The sequence below is a fragment of the Lysinibacillus sp. FJAT-14222 genome (assembly GCF_001278875.1).
Taxonomy (GTDB): Bacteria; Bacillota; Bacilli; order Bacillales_A; family Planococcaceae; genus Lysinibacillus; species Lysinibacillus agricola.
Genome location: NZ_LIYL01000060.1, coordinates 35,218 through 53,126 on the forward strand (window position 1 = coordinate 35,218; position 17,909 = coordinate 53,126).

Here is a 17,909-nt window from a genome sequence, read left to right on the forward strand (position 1 = left end):
TAGTTTTTTTATAAGTGTGGAAGTATTAGTGAGCAGTTATACAAGTTGACGCAATTAAATGGCACAGCTAGACTAGGATGTTTTTTGTCTTACTTTTAATTCAACAATAAATTTCTTTTCAAGCTCCAAAGTCAATGTAGCAGGCATGTATAGTTCATAAACTTTCGATTCAAAGGTTTCTTGTTGTGCCTCTACATAATTTCTCAATTTTTCATAAAATGAAAAATATGTATCAGGATGATAGGTAAAGGCAATACAAACATATATACCTGCAGGTTTAATTGTTTGCTTTATATTAGGTGAAAGCTGAGGAAATGTACGTTCGGTTAATAGCGGTGTAAAAAGAGCATCATAAATAATTTCATTCACATTTGTATAAGGAGCAAGTGGATAAATACAACCGTAACGACTATTTAGGACACTTCCTTCATTTTCAATAATTTTCGTTAGTGTTGCATAGTAAGTATTCGCGTTAGAAATAGGAGTAAGTTCTGTAGTAGTCACCTGTAAAATGGGCATTTCTTCTTCGACTTGAACATAAACCTCCCCAAAGACAGGGATATCAATCTGTTCTTGTATTTGTTTTTTTGTTTTAAGCAAAGTATATTTTACTTCGTTTAAACGTGAAATTTTTTCCACTATACGTTGCTCCTGTTGTTCTAAAAAACCTAGCAATTCTTCCGAAGTTAAATCGAGTGCTTTATTAATATCTTCAAGAGATATACCAATATACTTGAGTGATTTAATAATATCTAAGTAGAAAATCTGATTATCTTTATAATAACGATAATTTGTAAAGGTATCGGTATAGGCTGGCTTAAATAAATCAATTTGGTCATAATAGCGCAATGTCTGCACGGACAGATTAGATAGCTTGGCTACCTCACCAATTGTATAATAGTGTTCTTTCATAAAATTGCCTCCACTAGTAATAGCTAAAGAAGTTTCGTATGGCATCAAATCTTATCTTATGTTTACAATCCTCACAGTAAAATAGGCGGGATTTACGCTCTTTTAATTGCTTGTATTGTTCCTCTCCTTCATATAACTTGAATGTTCTTTTACAGCTTATACATGTAACTTCATAATGCATAATGAACACCTCAGAAAATGTTCTTTAATTCCCTTCATTATAGCATTCTTGCCAATTAAACAATAATGGGGGATTTTCATTTTTGACATCCAGCTTAATAAAGTTGATTGAAGGGTGTTAAAATAAGCAAAAAGTTGCTTGAAAAAGGTATCAGATTATTGAAAACTTGCTTGAATTCGTGTTTCTCATACGAATTTATGCTATTATAAACCTTAATGCCACTTAAGAAGGAGAGCTTTACATGAAACGACATGAGGCACGCGAAAAAGCGTTGCAAGTTTTGTTTCAGCTAGACAATACCGATCTAACAATTGAAGAAGCAATGGGTCATATTAAAGGTCAACCGACAAATGTCTTCTACGAAAAGATTGTTACTGGAACAGCTGAACATTTGGAGGAAATCGATGCTACTATAGAGAAGCATCTTGAAAAGTGGTCACTTGCCCGTTTACCCAAAATTGAAAGAACGGTTTTACGTCTAGCTGTATACGAACTTTTATACATGCCAGAAACACCAAAAAGAGTAGTACTTAATGAAGCGATCGAGTTATGCAAGACATTTGGCGACGAAAGCTCGTCTAAATTTGTCAATGGCGTACTTTCTAAATTTACAGAACAATAAAAATGTGTTGAATTGGAAGGAGTAACTAAGGTTTATGTCAAGTGCAATTATTAATGGTAAAGAAATTGGTCAAGAAATTCGTAATTCTGTAGCAGAGCGAGTAACGCTTTTAAAAGAGCAAGGCTTAACACCAGGCTTAGCGGTTGTTTTAGTAGGAGACAACCAAGCCTCAGCTACATATGTGAGAAATAAGCAAAAATCTTGTGAAGTAATTGGTATGTTTTCAGAACTAATTAAACTACCGGAAGAAACTACACAGGAAGAATTATTAGCACAAATTGAATTATTAAATAATCGTGAAGATATTCATGGTATTTTAGTACAATTACCACTTCCAAAACATATTGATGAGGATACTGTTATTGCCACAATCGCTGTTGAAAAAGACGTGGATGGCTTCTCACCAGTAAGTGTTGGGAAAATGATGCTTGGCCAAGAAACATTTTTACCGTGTACACCGTTTGGCGTGATGAAGCTTCTTGAGTATTCAGGAATTGAAATCGCAGGAAAGCACGCGGTCATCGTGGGGCGTAGTCATATCGTTGGGAAACCAATGGGACAACTCCTACTTCAAAAGGATGCAACCGTTACATATACGCATTCAAAAACACCAGACTTACCTTCATTCACAAAACAAGCGGATATATTAATTGCGGCAGTTGGACGTGCAAACTTTATTACGAAGGAGCATGTTAAAGAGGGCGCAGTTGTTATAGATGTCGGAATTAATCGTGATGAAAACAACAAGCTTTGCGGTGACGTAAACTTTAGTGAGGTCGATGGTATTGCGTCTCATATTACACCTGTACCAGGCGGTGTAGGACCCATGACAATTACTATGTTACTTTTCAATACAGTTCAAGCAGCAGAAAATAAGCTTGCGAATAAAGTTAAGCTATAATTTGAATGACTCTTTCGTTAGCTAGAAGCCATCTCAATATTTATTGAGGTGGTTTTTTAGATAATTTTACTGAAACCGTAAAATTTATTTTTTCTGGGGATTCTTTGCGAACTTTTAAGCTGCTCATAACGTCTAATGTAACGTTTGGGGCATACGTACTAATAGGGAGGTTTTTATGGAAAACATAGATTTTATACTTATCATCAAACATGTTATTATCGGTCTTGTACAAGGGTTTACAGAGCCAATTCCTGTATCATCGAGTGGACATGTTATGATTGCAAGTGAAATTCTTGGTCTTGGTGAGCAAGGTTTTACTTTTGCTATTTTAACGAACACAGCTTCTTTACTCGCCATTGTCTATATTTATCGAAAGGATATTGTCCGACTCATCACAAACTTTTTCCTTTATCTTAAGACACGTGAAAGTCGCTATAAAGCAGATTTTCGTTTTGCTATATTTATTGTGATTGGTTCTATTCCAGCAGGTGTTTTAGGGGTCTTATTAAGCGATGTTATTGCGGATAATGTTAGTATGACTACGATTGCACTTATGCTATTTGTGACAGGTATTGCCTTATGGCTAATTCGCAATATGCGTGGTACGAAAAAGGATGCAGATTTGACTACAAAAGATGCTATCATCGTAGGTCTTGGTCAAGCTGTAGCGCTAACGCCTGGCATTAGCCGTTCAGGAGCAACAATTATTTCAGCCATTGCAGTTGGAATGAAGCAGGAAACCGCTCTGCGATTTTCCTTCATGCTTTATATTCCTGTAAGTCTCGGTGGGGTTGTCCTTGGGATTACAGATTTTTTAAACGAGCCAAATAAAGGTGCATTAGCAGTTCCTTACGCAGCTACATTTATTGCGACATTGTTTATGACTTATTTTGCAATGCGTTGGTTTATGGGGATAATGAAAAGTGGCAAGCTTAGCTACTTTACATATTATTGTTTTTTAGTAGGTACGCTCTTATTAATATTTTATTAATTAAAAGGTCTCATAACTATAATTAGTTGTGAGGCTTTCTTGTTATTGAACAAATATTAATTCAATGAAATTAAAGGATATATAAGTATAGCTCTTCGGCAAAACGAGGGGGTGATTTCCGTTCCGACTGAGCGCTTTGTTTTTGTCCGTGCGAAAGCGAGTAGCCTGGAATGGAAATCACCCTCATTAAGTACCCACTATATTCATAAAGATTTCCATAATCATTTTTTTAACTCTATTAAAGCCTTATAACTATAATTAGTTATGAGGCTTTGCTTTGTTACTTCAATGAATTCATATTAATTTAAAGGAATTTATTCAGCTCACTATTCAAAAGTTATGTTATAGTAAGATTTTCAATTGTATGAAAGACAGTCGTTTTTTATAGCGAAACTGCAATTTGGCACGTCAGGTGCAATAAAAAATGTTATGATAGTTGTAGTTTTTTGAAAAACTTGATTTTAGTAAAGGAGCCGAAAAAATGTCATCTGCTTCTTATTTAACTGTAAAAGCATTAACGAAATATATTAAACGAAAATTTGATGCCGACCCGCATTTACGTGAAGTCTATGTAAAGGGAGAGCTATCCAACGTCAAGATACATCAATCAGGGCATATTTACTTTACATTAAAGGACGATGGAGCACGAATTGCGGCTACAATGTTTAAAACGGCAGCATCAAAATTAGCGTTTGAACCCAAGGAAGGTATGCAAGTTTTTATCCGTGGAGATGTAAACGTTTACGAAAGCTATGGTACATATCAATTATATGTACAGGAAATGCAGCCAGATGGGATTGGTAGCTTGTTTGTTGCCTTTAACCAGTTGAAAGAACAGTTACAAAAAGAAGGACTTTTTAAACCTGAATGGAAACAACCAATTCCGAGGTTTCCAGAAAAAATCGGTGTTTTAACGTCGACAACAGGTGCCGCCATTCGAGATATCTGTACAACATTAAAGAGACGCTATCCACTTGCTGAAGTTTTTATTTATCCAACCCTTGTACAGGGAGCACAAGCAGCGCCAAACATTGTTCACAATATTGAGCGAGCAAATATCGAAGCGAATTGCGATGTGCTGATTGTTGGGCGAGGCGGTGGATCGATTGAGGATTTATGGGCATTTAACGAGGAAGTTGTCGCACGAGCAATTTTTGAAAGTCGCATCCCAATTATTAGTGCAGTGGGTCATGAAACCGATACGACTATAGCGGATTATGTAGCTGATTTGCGCGCACCGACACCAACAGCAGCTGCTGAAATGGCTGTACCGGATCAACAAGATTTATTTCAACGGGTGCTTACACAAAAATCACAACTGCATCAAATCGTAAGAGCGCAACTTATGGCAGAACGTCAGCGTCTAAATAAGCTCCAACAATCTTATCCGTTGTCAATGCCAGAACGCCTATATCGACCATTTACGGAAAGGCTAGCACAACTTGAATCGGGATTACAAAAAGCAATGCAAGTCGATTTGATGAAGAAAACAGCGCAGTTTCAACAATTACATAGTGCGGTAGAACAGCACTCGCCGAAAAAGGCATTAGCTTTCCATCAACGAGAGCTAGAAACTAACGTCCAACAATTAACTCGTGCTGCAACGCATTATGTAACGAAGCAAAAACAACAATTTGAGGCAACTGTCAGAACTTTAGAAGCATTGAATCCATTAGCCATTTTAACAAGGGGCTTCACGGTAGCTTATAAAGATAATCAAATGTTAAAATCATCAGCTGATGTAAAACCGCATGATCAATTAACACTTTCCTTCCATGATGGAAAGGTTATTGCTGATGTGAAAAAGATCTTGCCGAAAAATGAGGGGGAATAATTGTGGCAGAGAAACAACAAACTTTCGCAGAAGCAATGACGGCACTTGAGGAAATTGTCCGCCAGCTAGAGCAAGGTGATGTGCCGCTAGAAAATGCGATTGATCTATATAAGCAAGGAATGGAGCTATCACAATTTTGCCATAGTAAGTTGCAACATGCTGAAGAGCAGTTAATTTCAATTGTCCAAGAGACAGGAGAGACTACAGCATTTGATCCACTAAAGGGAGAGAATTAAAAAATGAACGAGCAATTAAAACATTTTATTGAAAGCAACATACCACAAGTTGAAGCTGAAATGTTTGCACTTGTTGAGAAAATTGATGCGCCAGCCGATTTAAAAGAATCGATGCTTTATTCATTAAAAGCTGGAGGTAAACGTATTCGTCCTCTTTTCGTATTGGCCGTACTCGAGCTATACAATAAGAATTTGAAGGATGGTTTAACTGTAGGATCAGTCATTGAAATCATCCATACGTACTCGTTAATCCATGATGATTTACCAAGCATGGATAATGATGATTTCCGTAGAGGTAAGCCGACAAATCATAAAGTATATGGCGAGGCATTAGCGACACTTGCAGGAGATGCATTAAATACACTTGCGTTTGGCATTTTAGCACGCATGGATGTGTCAGCGGAAAAACGCATTGAGCTTGTCAATCTTTTAAGTGAAGCAGCCGGTGCAGAAGGTATGGTTGGTGGTCAAGTACTCGATATGGAAGGTGAGCAACGTCAGCTAAACTTAGCTGAACTTGAGCATGTCCATGTCAATAAAACGGGCGCTTTATTACGATTTAGTATTGAAGCGGGAGCCGTATTAGCTGATGTAACACAAGAGGATCGCGCAACTTTAAAGGAATATGCGCATCATATCGGCCTTGCCTTCCAAATTCAAGACGATATTTTAGATATTGAGGGAACTACAGAAGAACTGGGCAAAACTGCAGGTAAGGATGTAGCGAGTGATAAAAGCACATACCCAGCCCTGTTAACTTTAAATGGGGCAAAAGAAAAGCTAGCTGAGCATTATCAGCATGCCATTAACGCACTAGATAAATTGCAAGTAAATGTCAGCTTATTACGTGAGTTTGCAGCCTATATTGTTCATCGTAAAAACTAGGAGAAAAACAAGGCGTTAAAGGCAAAGAATATGCTAGAATAGGTGAGGGCGTTTGCCGATGTGCAAACAATAAAGTGTTCGTACTTTTAGCATATTGATAACACTGTTATAATGGTGGAAACACAATTACGGTGAATAATTTATTGAAAAGGTGTGTGAGAAAGGTGGATTTAAATAAGATAACTAGTCCATCCTTTTTAAAAAACTTAGATAAGAAGGATCTTGAGCAACTTGCACAAGAAATTCGTACTTTCTTAATTGAAAAATGTTCTGTCACAGGTGGTCATATCGGACCGAACCTAGGTGTTGTGGAGCTAACGATCATGCTCCATAAAGTGTTTGACAGTCCACAAGATAAGTTTTTATGGGATGTTGGCCACCAAGCTTACGTGCACAAAATTTTGACAGGTCGTGCGAGTCAATTTGACACATTACGTCAGTTCAAAGGGCTTTGTGGTTTTCCAAAGCGTGTGGAGAGTGAACATGATGAGTGGGAAACAGGTCATAGCTCGACATCTTTGTCAGCAGCCATGGGTATGGCGGCAGCACGTGATATAAAAAAAGAAAAGAACTTCGTGATACCAATTATTGGAGATGGAGCGTTAACTGGCGGTATGGCACTTGAGGCATTAAACCATATAGGCCATGCAGAAACAAATATGATTGTCATTTTAAATGATAATGAAATGTCAATCGCTCCAAACGTCGGAGCGTTACACAACGTACTAGGACGTCTTCGTACAGCCAAGGAATATTCAAAAGCAAAAGAAGAAGTGGAATCTCTCATCAATAAGATTCCTGTGCTAGGTGGTAAGCTTGCTTCAACTGCTGAGCGCTTAAAAGACAGCTTAAAATATTTAGTGGTATCAGGTGTGTTCTTTGAAGAGCTAGGCTTTAAATATCTTGGACCGATTGATGGACATGATTTCGATGCTCTTGAGACAACATTATCACAAGCTAAAAAAGTAAATGGCCCAGTACTCGTTCATGTTATTACGAAAAAAGGCAAAGGTTATAAACCTGCTGAGGATGATACAATCGGTAATTGGCATGGGACAGGTCCTTATAAAATTGAAAACGGTGCCTTTGTAAAGTCCGAAGCGAAAGGTCCAGCTTGGAGTAGTTTGATTGCTGAGACTGTCCGCAAAATTGCTCATGAGGATAAACGAATTGTCACTATAACTCCTGCAATGCCAGTAGGCTCGAAATTACAAGGTATCCAAAAGGATTTCCCAAATCGCTTCTTTGATGTGGGGATTGCTGAGCAACATGCAGCTACGATGGCGGCAGGCCTAGCAACACAAAATATGAAGCCGTTTTTAGCCATTTATTCAACGTTCCTTCAACGTGCCTATGACCAAGTACTGCATGATATCGCTCGTCCAAACTTGAATGTCTTCATTGGGATTGACCGTGCAGGCTTAGTTGGCGCAGACGGTGAAACACATCAAGGTGTATTTGATATTGCTTTCCTTCGTCATATACCAAATATGACAATTATGATGCCAAAGGATGAAAATGAAGGTCAACATATGGTGAAAACAGCCATTGAATATGATGGTGGCCCAATTGCGTTGCGTTATCCACGAGGTAATGGTATAGGCGTTCCGTTAGACGATGAACTTAAGACTTTACCAATTGGAAGTTGGGAAGTATTACGTGAAGGTAAGGATGCTACGATCTTAACCTTTGGTACGACGATTCCAATGGCAATGGAAGCAGCCAGTATTCTAGCCCAGCAAGGTGTAGAGATAGAAGTAGTCAATGCTCGTTTCATTAAACCAATGGATGAGGATATGCTGCACCGTATATTATCAAATCGTAAACCAATATTAACGATTGAAGAGGCAGTTCTACAAGGTGGCTTTGGTAGTGGGGTACTAGAGTTTGCCCATGACCATGGTTATTTAAGTGCACTGATTGATCGTATGGGTATCCCAGATCAATTTATTGAGCATGGAAATGTAGATCAGCTACTCGCTGAAATCCATATGACAGCTGAGGATACAGTGGCACGTATGCACGTGTTACTTCAACAAAAACAGCAAGTAGGTTTGAATAAATAATGACAAAACAACCAAAAGAACGTGTAGACATTTTACTTGTAGAACGTGGGCTATGTGAAACGCGAGAAAAAGCAAAGCGCTCTATTATGGCAGGGCTAGTTTTTTCTAATGAAACTCGCATCGATAAGGCGGGGGAAAAAATAGCTATAGATGCACCACTGCAAGTAAAAGGCTCTGATTTAAAATATGTAAGTCGTGGTGGCTTGAAGCTAGAGAAAGCACTACAAATTTTTGATATGTCTGTAGAAGGGAAGCTAATGCTTGACATTGGCTCCTCTACAGGGGGCTTTACGGATTGTGCATTACAGCATGGTGCAAGACATTGCTATGCATTGGATGTTGGCTCCAACCAACTAGCGTGGAAAATCCGCTCTGATGAACGTGTAACGGTGATGGAAAAAACAAATTTCCGTTATACGACAGCGGCAGATTTAACAGAGGGCTTACCAGACTTCGCAACAATTGATGTTAGCTTTATTTCGTTATCGCTTATTTTACCTGTCTTAAAAACACTGTTAATGCCAGGCGGCGATGTGATGGCGCTAGTAAAGCCTCAGTTTGAAGCTGGTAAAGAGAATGTTGGTAAAAAAGGCATTGTTCGTGATAAAAAAGTACATCTAGAAGTTCTAGAAAAAACAGCTGCAATGGCGACAAAGGTTGGCTTTGTCGTTAAGGATGCTTCGTTTTCTCCAATTACAGGAGGCGAAGGAAATATTGAATTTTTATTCCATTTAGTGAATCCTTTTGATGATGAAGAAATTCCTGCATATACAGCTTTTAATGCACTCGTTGAAGAAGCGCATAGTACACTAAAATAACACGTGCTCGTCTACAGAGCCGTGTTTTTTCTTGTGCTTTTATGCTGAAAATGGTAGTGTAAATATACAAATATCTAACTATTTATAAGAGGTGACCAACATGAACAAAGGACAAAGACATATACGAATTCGGGATATTATTGCCAATCATGAAATTGAGACACAAGATGATTTAGTCGATTTTTTAAAAGATGCAGGCTATAATGTGACACAAGCAACAGTATCACGAGATATTAAAGAACTTCATCTTGTCAAAGTACCTTTACAAGATGGACGCTATAAATATAGCTTGCCCGCAGACCAACGTTTCAATCCTATACAAAAATTACACCGTGCGTTAACTGATGCTTTTGTCAGCATTGACGGTGCATCTCACTTTTTAGTAATGAAAGCTCTTCCTGGTAATGCAAATGCTATTGCATCACTGCTTGACCATTTAGATTGGCCTGAAATTTTAGGTACTATTTCTGGAGACGATACTATTTTAATTATTTGTCGAGACGAAAATGAGCGTGAAAATACAAAAAATCGCTTATTAGAAATGCTATAAATAACAGGGTAATTTGATACAGAGGTGACATTTTGTGTTAAGAGAGCTTAGTATTCGAAACTTTGCCATCATTGAAGATTTGACAGTTAGCTTTTCAGATGGTTTAACTGTTTTAACAGGTGAAACAGGTGCAGGAAAATCAATTATTATTGATGCAGTTCATTTACTTGCTGGCGGTCGAGGAAATTCCGAATTCATTCGACATGGGACTAAAAAGGCTGAATTAGGTGGTTTATTTCAAATTTCAAATTCTGGACATCCTGTTCACAAGAAACTTGAAGAGGCCGGCATTGAAATCGAAGAAGATACCATTATTTTACGCCGTGATTTAAATGATTCTGGAAAAAGTGTTTGTAGAGTAAATGGTAAACTTGTGCCATTATCTGTACTACGTGATATTGGTGCTAGCCTCATCGATATTCATGGGCAGCATGAAAATCAAGAACTCATGGATGAGAAACAGCATATCTTTTTACTTGACCACTTTGCTGAGGAACAACTTATATCAATTCAAGAATTGTACAGTTCCCAGTATGATGAATATCGTTCGCTTAAAAAAGAATTAGCTTCTATCTCGATTGATGAACAGTTAATGGCGCAGCGTATTGATTTGTACCAATTCCAAATGAAAGAGCTAGAGGATGCCAATTTAAAGCTTGGCGAGGAAGATGAGCTTCTTGATGAACGACGCCGTCTTATGAATTTCAATAAGATTTTCGAACGTTCCAGTGCAGCATATGAAGCTATTCAAGGTGAATCAAAAGGCCTTGACTGGATTGGCAATGCTATGGGTGCCTTAGAGGATGCTGCGACCATTGACGAGCAATTTAAAGAGGCATCAGAATCAGTCACAACTGCGTTTTATGCGTTACAAGATGCTGCATATCAGGTCAAAAATGTTTTAGATGAGTTAGAATTTGACCCTGCTCGTTTAAATGAGGTTGAGCAGCGTTTAGCCTTATTACAAAATTTGAAGCGCAAATATGGCTCAACAGTCGAAGAGATTTTAACGTATTACGAAAAAATTAAAACAGAGCTTAATGAGCTCTTAAATCGTGACGAAATTTTGCAAGTAAAAGAACGAAAAGTACTGGAAATGGAATCAGTACTAAATGAGCTTGCTGCAGAACTTTCTACTGTACGAAAGGCAGCTGCGCATAATCTAAGTGAAGCTATTATGGCCGAACTACGCGAATTACATATGGAAAAAGCCAAATTTATTGTTAATTTTGATGAATTGCCTTACTTTGATGCGAATGGTAAAGACCAAGTAATTTTTTATATTTCTACGAATGTGGGCGAACCACCAAAATCTTTACCAAAAATTGCTTCTGGTGGAGAATTATCGCGAATGATGCTTGCACTTAAAACGATTTTCTCTTCTTCTAACGGCATAACATCAATTATTTTTGATGAGGTAGATACAGGTGTAAGTGGACGCGTGGCGCAAGCGATCGCAGAAAAAATTGCAGCGGTATCCGTTAATTCCCAAGTCTTATGTATTTCGCATTTACCACAAGTGGCTGCGATGGCAGATCATCATTATTTTATCAAAAAAGAAGTCGAGCATGATCGCACATTTACGTCATTGTTGGAAATAGATACGGATGCTCGTATTGAAGAAGTGAGTCGCATGATATCCGGTGCAGAGATTACAGACTTAACGTTGCAGCACGCAACAGAGCTTTTAAAAATGGCAAATGAACGAAAAAAACAAATGAGATAACAAAGAATCCAGAAACAGCACTGATGTTTCTGGGTTTTTTCTTTTTGCACAAATATTTACCGCTTATAAGAATGCCACAACAACACATAGTAAAAAGACAAAAATGAAAAGGAGGTGTCGTATGTATCGTCGTTGGCGTCAATTTGTCATTTTGCCTATGCTCATCGTTTTATTGTTCATGCCCGTAAAGGTTTTTGCTGCAAAAAAGCTTATTCCGATGGGCGAAGCAATTGGAATTCAACTTCAGCTATCACATGTATTTGTAGCGCATGATGTGCTATTAGCTTCCAATCAGTGGATGAAAGGAGGCGCTGTTGTTGAAAAAATAAATGATATCACTGTAAAAACGCTTGCGGATGCCAAACAAGCTGTTGCTAAGCAAGGGCAACAGAAATGGACGATAAAAAATGAAGGAAAAGAAGTAACCCTTGAGTTACAGGAGCAAGAAGCAGAACATGTTATTTCCTTTTTAAAAGATGAAACAGATGGAGTAGGAACATTGACATACATTGATCCAGAGACAAAAAATTACGGTGCATTAGGCCATCAAATTGTTGATTCAACCTTACAAGAAGCCCCTATTTTCCATGCTGGCTCCATTTTTTTAGCTTCGATTCAACAAATTCGTAAAAGTATACCTGGCCAACCTGGCTATAAAATATCCTCCATTGAAAAACATCAGGAACGATTAGGGAGTATAGATAAAAATACAGTTTATGGAATTTTTGGCCGTTGGGAAGACGGTTATCAACAAAGATTGCCTAAAGCAATTGAAATTATGCATGAAAAGGATATAAAAACAGGAAAAGCTGAAATCTACACGGCGATAGAGGGCAGTAAGGTGGAAACTTTTTCTATTGAAATTACAAAGGTCGAAAATGAACGCCTTGAATTCATAGTATCTGACAAAAAGCTCATTGAAAAAACAGGTGGTATTTTGCAGGGGATGAGTGGCAGTCCTATCATTCAAGACGGTCGTTTTGTGGGTGCAGTTACACATATGTTTGTGGAGGAGCCTAAAAAGGGAGCTGCAATTACAGTAGCGGAAATGTTAAAAAAATCATCATAAAAAAATGGAGCTTCCTTTTGGCGGCTCCATTCTTTCATGGAAGTGTTATTTATTATTTGGAAGTATTTCATTTATTTATGAAGGGATTAGCGATACTTTAAAAAAACTGTAGTTTTATCTCAGTTTATTCACTAAAATAAATAATATAAGCATTCGACAATTTGCTGGTATTTATCGTAACTTGTCGATATAAAAAGAAAGTATCGGACTACATACTCATTTTTGGAAATAGAAAAGGTTTTTAAAACAAAAATGTCGAAAATTCCACAGTGTGCTAAAAAACGCATAAGGGGTAGGGAAACGCTTTGAGATGATTCAAAGCATAGTTCAGAAGGAGGAATTGAAATGACAAAGGTTAAAGTAGCGATTGCAGATGATAATCGTGAGTTATTAAAAACGATGGAGCAGTATTTTCAAGGGCATCCTGAAATTGAAATAATTGCAACTGCTTCAAATGGGAAAGTTTGTTTGCAAATGTTGGAGGAATTTACACCTGATATTTTACTTCTAGATATAATAATGCCACATCTTGATGGGTTAGCTGTATTAGAATCAATGTATCAAAATGAACAAATGTCATCCGTTCAAGTTATAATGTTGACTGCTTTTGGTCAAGAAGATGTCATGAAACAAGCTGTAGACTTAGGTGCTTCCTATTTCATGCTAAAGCCATTTGAATTCGATCAGTTAGTTCAAAAGATTTTACATTGTGCTGGACAGAAGGCAATGCTTCCTAAAAAGACAAGCGTTTTACAACCTGCGGCACCTCAAAAATTAAATCAACATCAATTAGATAGCACGATCACAGCCATTATTAAAGAAATCGGCGTTCCTGCACATATTAAAGGGTACTCTTATTTGCGAGAGGCAATTCAAATGGTATTCGAAGATATCGAGTTATTAGGCTCTGTGACGAAAATTTTATATCCAGAAATCGCCAAAAAGTTCAATACAACTCCATCACGAGTTGAGCGTGCGATTCGTCATGCGATTGAAGTCGCATGGAATCGTGGCAATTATGAATCGATTTCGTCGATGTTTGGGTATACAGTACATCATTTAAAATCGAAGCCGACAAATAGCGAATTCATCGCCATGATCGCTGACAAGATTCGTATTGATATGATGGCGAGCTAAGTTTAGAGCTACAAGGGATTACAGGACTTATTTAGAGAGAATTCATTGAATTTATACCGACTAACTACTGATTTCATATAACTAATGTTAATTAATTGAATTAAATTATGAAACACATTCATTTATGGGGAATTCCCGTTCATGGAGGTGTTTTTTTTTATGACTGATTTCGATATTGAAATAGACAAGACTACAATTGCAAACTATACACGCAATATAAAGGTGTTTTCCGCTTACTTGTATCAAGAACAAGTGATTCATACTAATCCACTGAAAAACGTTAAGAACGTCAAGCCAGAGCATAAAATGAAGGTAATGCTAGAGGATAATGAACTTCTACAACTCTTTAAAGCGTTTGATGTGACAAAGTTTGATCAGTACAGGGATTGGAAGTAGTTGGGGAGTTAAATTACCCTAGTGGAAATTGAGGATTATTTAGGACAGTTGTTGATGGATAAGATCAATCTCAGTTGGAGAAAATATTTGTGAACTTAAGAACATGTTCAAATTTCAAGGATTGGGAGGACTAAATATGTCATCTGAAATGGGAGATATACATCGTACTGGTCGAGACATTAACGACGGAATAGTACATCTTGGCGGGCAAGCTGAGAGTGTTTTTAGTTCATTGGCTGAACAAGGTCGAGTTTCAATACAAAAGAAAGCAGACGAATTAGCTGCACATTATCTTGAAAGTAATCATAATCCAGACTATTATGATTGTATTAACATTGTAGCAGAGGGAGTTTTTACAGCAGGGAACGAAATAAAGGCTAGCAGTGGTTCTTGGGGAGAATCAGTAGATGCAGCACTTGATGCTGGTGTTGGAATTCCAGCAGCAAAAGTAGCTTGTAAAAGAATAACGATGTCTTAACATTAATTTTTGAAAAAGCATAGGCGTAAAAAGCTTATGCTTTTTGATATTTATTGATTTCTTTTATCCTCTCCTCAAACATAAAAAAAGAAGAATCGATTCCTCAATCCTTTCAATTTTAGGGAACGATAAGTTAGGACGTCCAGTTTATGAGACGTAGTTAACGAAGATAGGCGATTTTCCTGCAATATTAAAATGCAAAGATTTTTCAATCTCATCTAATGAAGCGATTAATCTAAATAAACCAATTTATGAGATAACAGTTCGTGATAATGAAGCAATTAAGGAGTATTTTGGACTAAATAAAGATACATATGGTAATGTAACTGTTTACGATGTGACTTATCGCATTATTAATGTGGACTATAGCAAACAAAGATTAATTCGAATTAGATTGGAAAAGTATTTACAAGAAGCGGCGGGTACCCCTATCTGTTTATTTTGTACGCTACCATAACATCATAAAAAAATAGGTATTCCCTTACAATTATATCGTTGGTAATATATAACTGTGAGTAGTGAAAATAGGGGTGTTGTGAAGTGAGAAAGATTAAATGATTATCTCTAATTATTGGTATTATAATGATTCTATGGGCGTGCGGTAAGAATGAATCTGTGAAGGCTGATGTTAATAATGTATCAGAAACTGAACCTAATAAGAAAATTGAAGTAGCACAAAAGGAAATGGAAGAAGAGGTTATTGACCCACAACCTAAAAATGATTTAAGTGCAGAAGTCGATATAATTATGAAAGATTTCAATATCATCTTAGTTGAGCATCAAGTAAACTTGAATAAATATTTGTTATTCACTTCCAATTTGCCATTAGAGGATTATCAAATGAAAGAGTTACTCGAAACTGGTGAATCAGTTGAAGAAAGTATGAATAGTATCAAATTAAATACTATTACTGAAGGAGATAAAAAGATTGCATACCTATTTGAGGAACTGAAAAAATACCAAGATATAAGGTTTCAAGCACTTAAAAAGTATATAGATGAACCTAATGATTATGAGTTAGAAATTATTAAGGCTAATACAGTTTTAGTTTCTGATATTGCATTAAAGATGATTGATATTAGAGCAAAAGGAATTGAAGAATGACAGCTTACTCTCTTTTGAGTAGGTTGTTTTTTTTTATTTGCAATCTTCCGAAAGCAGAAGATATTGAAATTAATAATTTGTGATTTGCAAAGGTGATTACTTAATGGAGTGGGCTTTTTTGATTGTGTCATAACTTAACAGTGTTTACACCTTGTATGAAGCGTGTTATTTGGATGTGTTATAATCAAATTTGTGAAGAAATGTACACTAACAGTACCGTATTGTTAAATAGATAGGGGGTCGGAATGATGGATAGCCAATATTTCGTAGGTTGGGGTACATTGGCGTTGATAAATGCTGCCCTTGCACAAGGGAAGAATAGAACGGGGTTAAATTGGTTTTTACTTTCTCTTGTATTAGGTCCATTGGCAACACTAATTTTGTTATTTGTGGAAAAGAGACAGTAAAACTACATAATTGATATAAGTTAATAAAGTGAGAAGCATGGTATGTAGACTCTCGCCTATTCAGCAATTAGGTGTTTAATAAACGTTAGTCGATGATAGATCAGCTTCAATAATGTCATAATTTATAAGAACTAAATACGAACGTATGAATTTGACACGCCTACATTTATTGATTTCCTTGAAAATCAAAAGTGGAAGGGTGTCTTTTTTTGTGTTCAAAAAGAGTACGATTACTGAATTATGTTACGCTGTGACGCTAAATATTTATCACCAGAGATCTTGAAGTCATATGAACTAACTTTAATGCTCTTTGCGTAGCAATGTGGATAGGGATAGAGGTAGCATAAAAAGGACTTGTGTGTAATTTTACGCACAAGCCCATAGATAGATGTGTGATGGTTATTGTTTCTATTGGTAAAGGAGATAATAGTCTTTGTTAACGTTAATCTCTATTATCTAAAGAATTTTTACATTCTTTCTCACTATATTTTGTCTCACCCTCAAATATGTCAGTAACACCATCCGATGAAAGTATGTCTTTTTCACAAAATTGCTGAACTTGTTTTCCTTTTTTAGTTATTCCATAATAATAGGTTGTATTCGGCTCATCTTTAAAAATGACCATATAATGTCCGTGATAAAAATCTTTATTTATTAAGTACTTTGGCTCAATATAATGTGATTTTTCAATTTCTTCGTCTGTATATCCCTTCACTTCTAAGTATTCTGGAACATACTTATTAGCCATGTATTTTGTATACGGATTACCATTGTTTAGCACATAAATAAAACCCATTGGAATAGCAATGACAATAACAGCAATTAGGATACTAATTGTAATATATATCTTTTTTTTATTCATTTTACGTCACCCTTCTTTATTGTTGCTTTCTTCTTAACAATATTCATTTTTTACGCACAAGTCCTTGATTGATGTGTGATAAGCTTTGTTTATCTTATTGAAAAATAAAAATCCCCCCTATTATTGAAGCTACAAACCATTTGCTCAATTTATCCAATGAACATCTATTTTAGTGTAATTTTACCCTATTTTAGTATTTAATCAATTAAAAATTACTGCTTATTCGAAATTTTAAATAGTATCGTTTAACGGAGTGGTGTTGAATTTATGGAAAAATAATCTCATATTTTAAATGAAGGATGGACATTTGGAGGGGGAGTTAAGATGGGGTTATTTGATGGGATAATAGGTAATGCAAGTGAAGTTAATCTAGAAAAATTACAGGAAGAAGTTAAAGATTTACTAACACCTAATGAAACAATTAAGAATGCCTATAAAATTATAAGAGATACGTTTATTTTTACGGATAAAAGACTTATCTTAATCGATAAACAAGGAGTCACTGGAAAGAAAACGCAATATCATTCAATTCCATATAAGAGTATTCTTCATTTTTCAGTTGAAACTGCGGGAACATTTGATCTAGATGCAGAGTTAAAAATTTGGGTTTCCGGTAGTGAATTACCGATACAGAAAAACTTTAATAAATCAACTAACATGAGTTAATTTCATAATTCTAGTCCCTTTAGTATCAAGGGTTCTAAAACAATAAAAAACGGGCACCTCCCCAAATT

At 36.4% G+C, this 17,909-nt stretch carries 20 protein-coding genes; 17 read left to right on the plus strand and 3 right to left on the minus strand.

Going from position 1 to position 17,909, the window contains the following annotated elements; all coding sequences use genetic code 11:
* Positions 1 to 72 precede the first annotated feature (72 nt).
* Both AN161_RS25205 and AN161_RS27950 read right to left on the minus strand, forming a co-directional pair.
* On the minus strand, positions 73 to 912 hold the full coding sequence (locus AN161_RS25205; RefSeq protein ID WP_053597065.1) for a MerR family transcriptional regulator: 840 nt from the start codon (positions 910 to 912) through the stop codon (positions 73 to 75).
* Positions 913 to 925: 13 nt separating this feature from the next.
* A complete protein-coding gene (locus AN161_RS27950) occupies positions 926 to 1,093 on the minus strand; it encodes a DUF2197 domain-containing protein (protein WP_082340425.1) in 168 nt (55 codons plus the stop codon).
* A gap of 241 nt (positions 1,094 to 1,334) precedes the next feature.
* On the opposite strand from AN161_RS27950, the gene nusB reads away from it, so the two are divergent.
* The 16 genes from nusB (at position 1,335) to AN161_RS30270 (ending at position 16,313) form a co-directional block, all read left to right on the plus strand.
* On the plus strand, positions 1,335 to 1,715 hold the full coding sequence (gene nusB / locus AN161_RS25210; RefSeq protein WP_053597066.1) for a transcription antitermination factor NusB: 381 nt from the start codon (positions 1,335 to 1,337) through the stop codon (positions 1,713 to 1,715).
* Positions 1,716 to 1,749: 34 nt separating this feature from the next.
* Positions 1,750 to 2,616: a bifunctional methylenetetrahydrofolate dehydrogenase/methenyltetrahydrofolate cyclohydrolase FolD gene (gene folD / locus AN161_RS25215; RefSeq protein WP_053597067.1), complete on the plus strand. Its 867-nt coding sequence runs from the start codon at positions 1,750 to 1,752 to the stop codon at positions 2,614 to 2,616.
* A gap of 175 nt (positions 2,617 to 2,791) precedes the next feature.
* Entirely contained in the window at positions 2,792 to 3,607 is an 816-nt protein-coding gene (locus AN161_RS25220) for an undecaprenyl-diphosphate phosphatase (protein WP_053597068.1), read from the plus strand.
* 481 nt (positions 3,608 to 4,088) lie between these two features.
* The gene (gene xseA, locus AN161_RS25225) at positions 4,089 to 5,441 is read left to right on the plus strand and encodes an exodeoxyribonuclease VII large subunit (RefSeq protein ID WP_053597069.1); all 1,353 of its coding nucleotides are present in this window, start codon (positions 4,089 to 4,091) and stop codon (positions 5,439 to 5,441) included.
* 2 nt (positions 5,442 to 5,443) lie between these two features.
* Entirely contained in the window at positions 5,444 to 5,677 is a 234-nt protein-coding gene (xseB, locus tag AN161_RS25230; RefSeq protein ID WP_053597070.1) for an exodeoxyribonuclease VII small subunit, read from the plus strand.
* 3 nt (positions 5,678 to 5,680) lie between these two features.
* Positions 5,681 to 6,562: a polyprenyl synthetase family protein gene (locus AN161_RS25235; RefSeq protein ID WP_053597071.1), complete on the plus strand. Its 882-nt coding sequence runs from the start codon at positions 5,681 to 5,683 to the stop codon at positions 6,560 to 6,562.
* Between the two features lie 164 nt (positions 6,563 to 6,726).
* A complete protein-coding gene (gene dxs / locus AN161_RS25240) occupies positions 6,727 to 8,628 on the plus strand; it encodes a 1-deoxy-D-xylulose-5-phosphate synthase (RefSeq protein ID WP_053597072.1) in 1,902 nt (633 codons plus the stop codon).
* Positions 8,628 to 9,446, plus strand: coding sequence for a TlyA family RNA methyltransferase (locus AN161_RS25245; RefSeq protein ID WP_053597073.1), 819 nt, complete (start codon positions 8,628 to 8,630; stop codon positions 9,444 to 9,446). Before dxs ends, AN161_RS25245 begins: the two co-directional genes overlap by 1 nt.
* 100 nt (positions 9,447 to 9,546) lie before the next feature.
* Positions 9,547 to 9,996 (plus strand): transcriptional regulator ArgR, encoded by a 450-nt coding sequence (gene argR / locus AN161_RS25250; protein WP_053597074.1) that lies wholly within the window; start codon positions 9,547 to 9,549, stop codon positions 9,994 to 9,996.
* A 34-nt stretch (positions 9,997 to 10,030) separates the two neighbouring features.
* The gene (gene recN, locus AN161_RS25255) at positions 10,031 to 11,722 is read left to right on the plus strand and encodes a DNA repair protein RecN (protein ID WP_053597075.1); all 1,692 of its coding nucleotides are present in this window, start codon (positions 10,031 to 10,033) and stop codon (positions 11,720 to 11,722) included.
* Between the two features lie 121 nt (positions 11,723 to 11,843).
* Positions 11,844 to 12,791 (plus strand): SpoIVB peptidase S55 domain-containing protein, encoded by a 948-nt coding sequence (locus AN161_RS25260; RefSeq protein ID WP_053597076.1) that lies wholly within the window; start codon positions 11,844 to 11,846, stop codon positions 12,789 to 12,791.
* Between the two features lie 345 nt (positions 12,792 to 13,136).
* A complete protein-coding gene (spo0A, locus tag AN161_RS25265) occupies positions 13,137 to 13,928 on the plus strand; it encodes a sporulation transcription factor Spo0A (protein WP_053597077.1) in 792 nt (263 codons plus the stop codon).
* A gap of 159 nt (positions 13,929 to 14,087) precedes the next feature.
* Positions 14,088 to 14,324 carry a hypothetical protein gene (locus AN161_RS25270; RefSeq protein ID WP_053597078.1) on the plus strand — a complete coding sequence of 79 codons (237 nt, stop codon included), beginning with the start codon at positions 14,088 to 14,090 and terminating at the stop codon, positions 14,322 to 14,324.
* Positions 14,325 to 14,460: 136 nt separating this feature from the next.
* A complete protein-coding gene (locus AN161_RS25275; RefSeq protein WP_053597079.1) occupies positions 14,461 to 14,802 on the plus strand; it encodes a hypothetical protein in 342 nt (113 codons plus the stop codon).
* Between the two features lie 615 nt (positions 14,803 to 15,417).
* Complete coding sequence (locus AN161_RS25280; RefSeq protein WP_143115069.1) at positions 15,418 to 15,906, plus strand: hypothetical protein; 489 nt, start codon at positions 15,418 to 15,420, stop codon at positions 15,904 to 15,906.
* Between the two features lie 245 nt (positions 15,907 to 16,151).
* Positions 16,152 to 16,313 carry a hypothetical protein gene (locus AN161_RS30270; protein WP_201406737.1) on the plus strand — a complete coding sequence of 54 codons (162 nt, stop codon included), beginning with the start codon at positions 16,152 to 16,154 and terminating at the stop codon, positions 16,311 to 16,313.
* 442 nt (positions 16,314 to 16,755) lie between these two features.
* Here the strand turns inward: AN161_RS30270 and AN161_RS25285 are convergent, their stop codons facing one another.
* Entirely contained in the window at positions 16,756 to 17,175 is a 420-nt protein-coding gene (locus tag AN161_RS25285) for a DUF3139 domain-containing protein (protein ID WP_053597081.1), read from the minus strand.
* A gap of 324 nt (positions 17,176 to 17,499) precedes the next feature.
* Between AN161_RS25285 and AN161_RS25290 the strand changes: the two genes are divergently transcribed.
* A complete protein-coding gene (locus AN161_RS25290) occupies positions 17,500 to 17,841 on the plus strand; it encodes a PH domain-containing protein (protein ID WP_053597082.1) in 342 nt (113 codons plus the stop codon).
* The last annotated feature ends 68 nt before the right edge of the window (positions 17,842 to 17,909 follow it).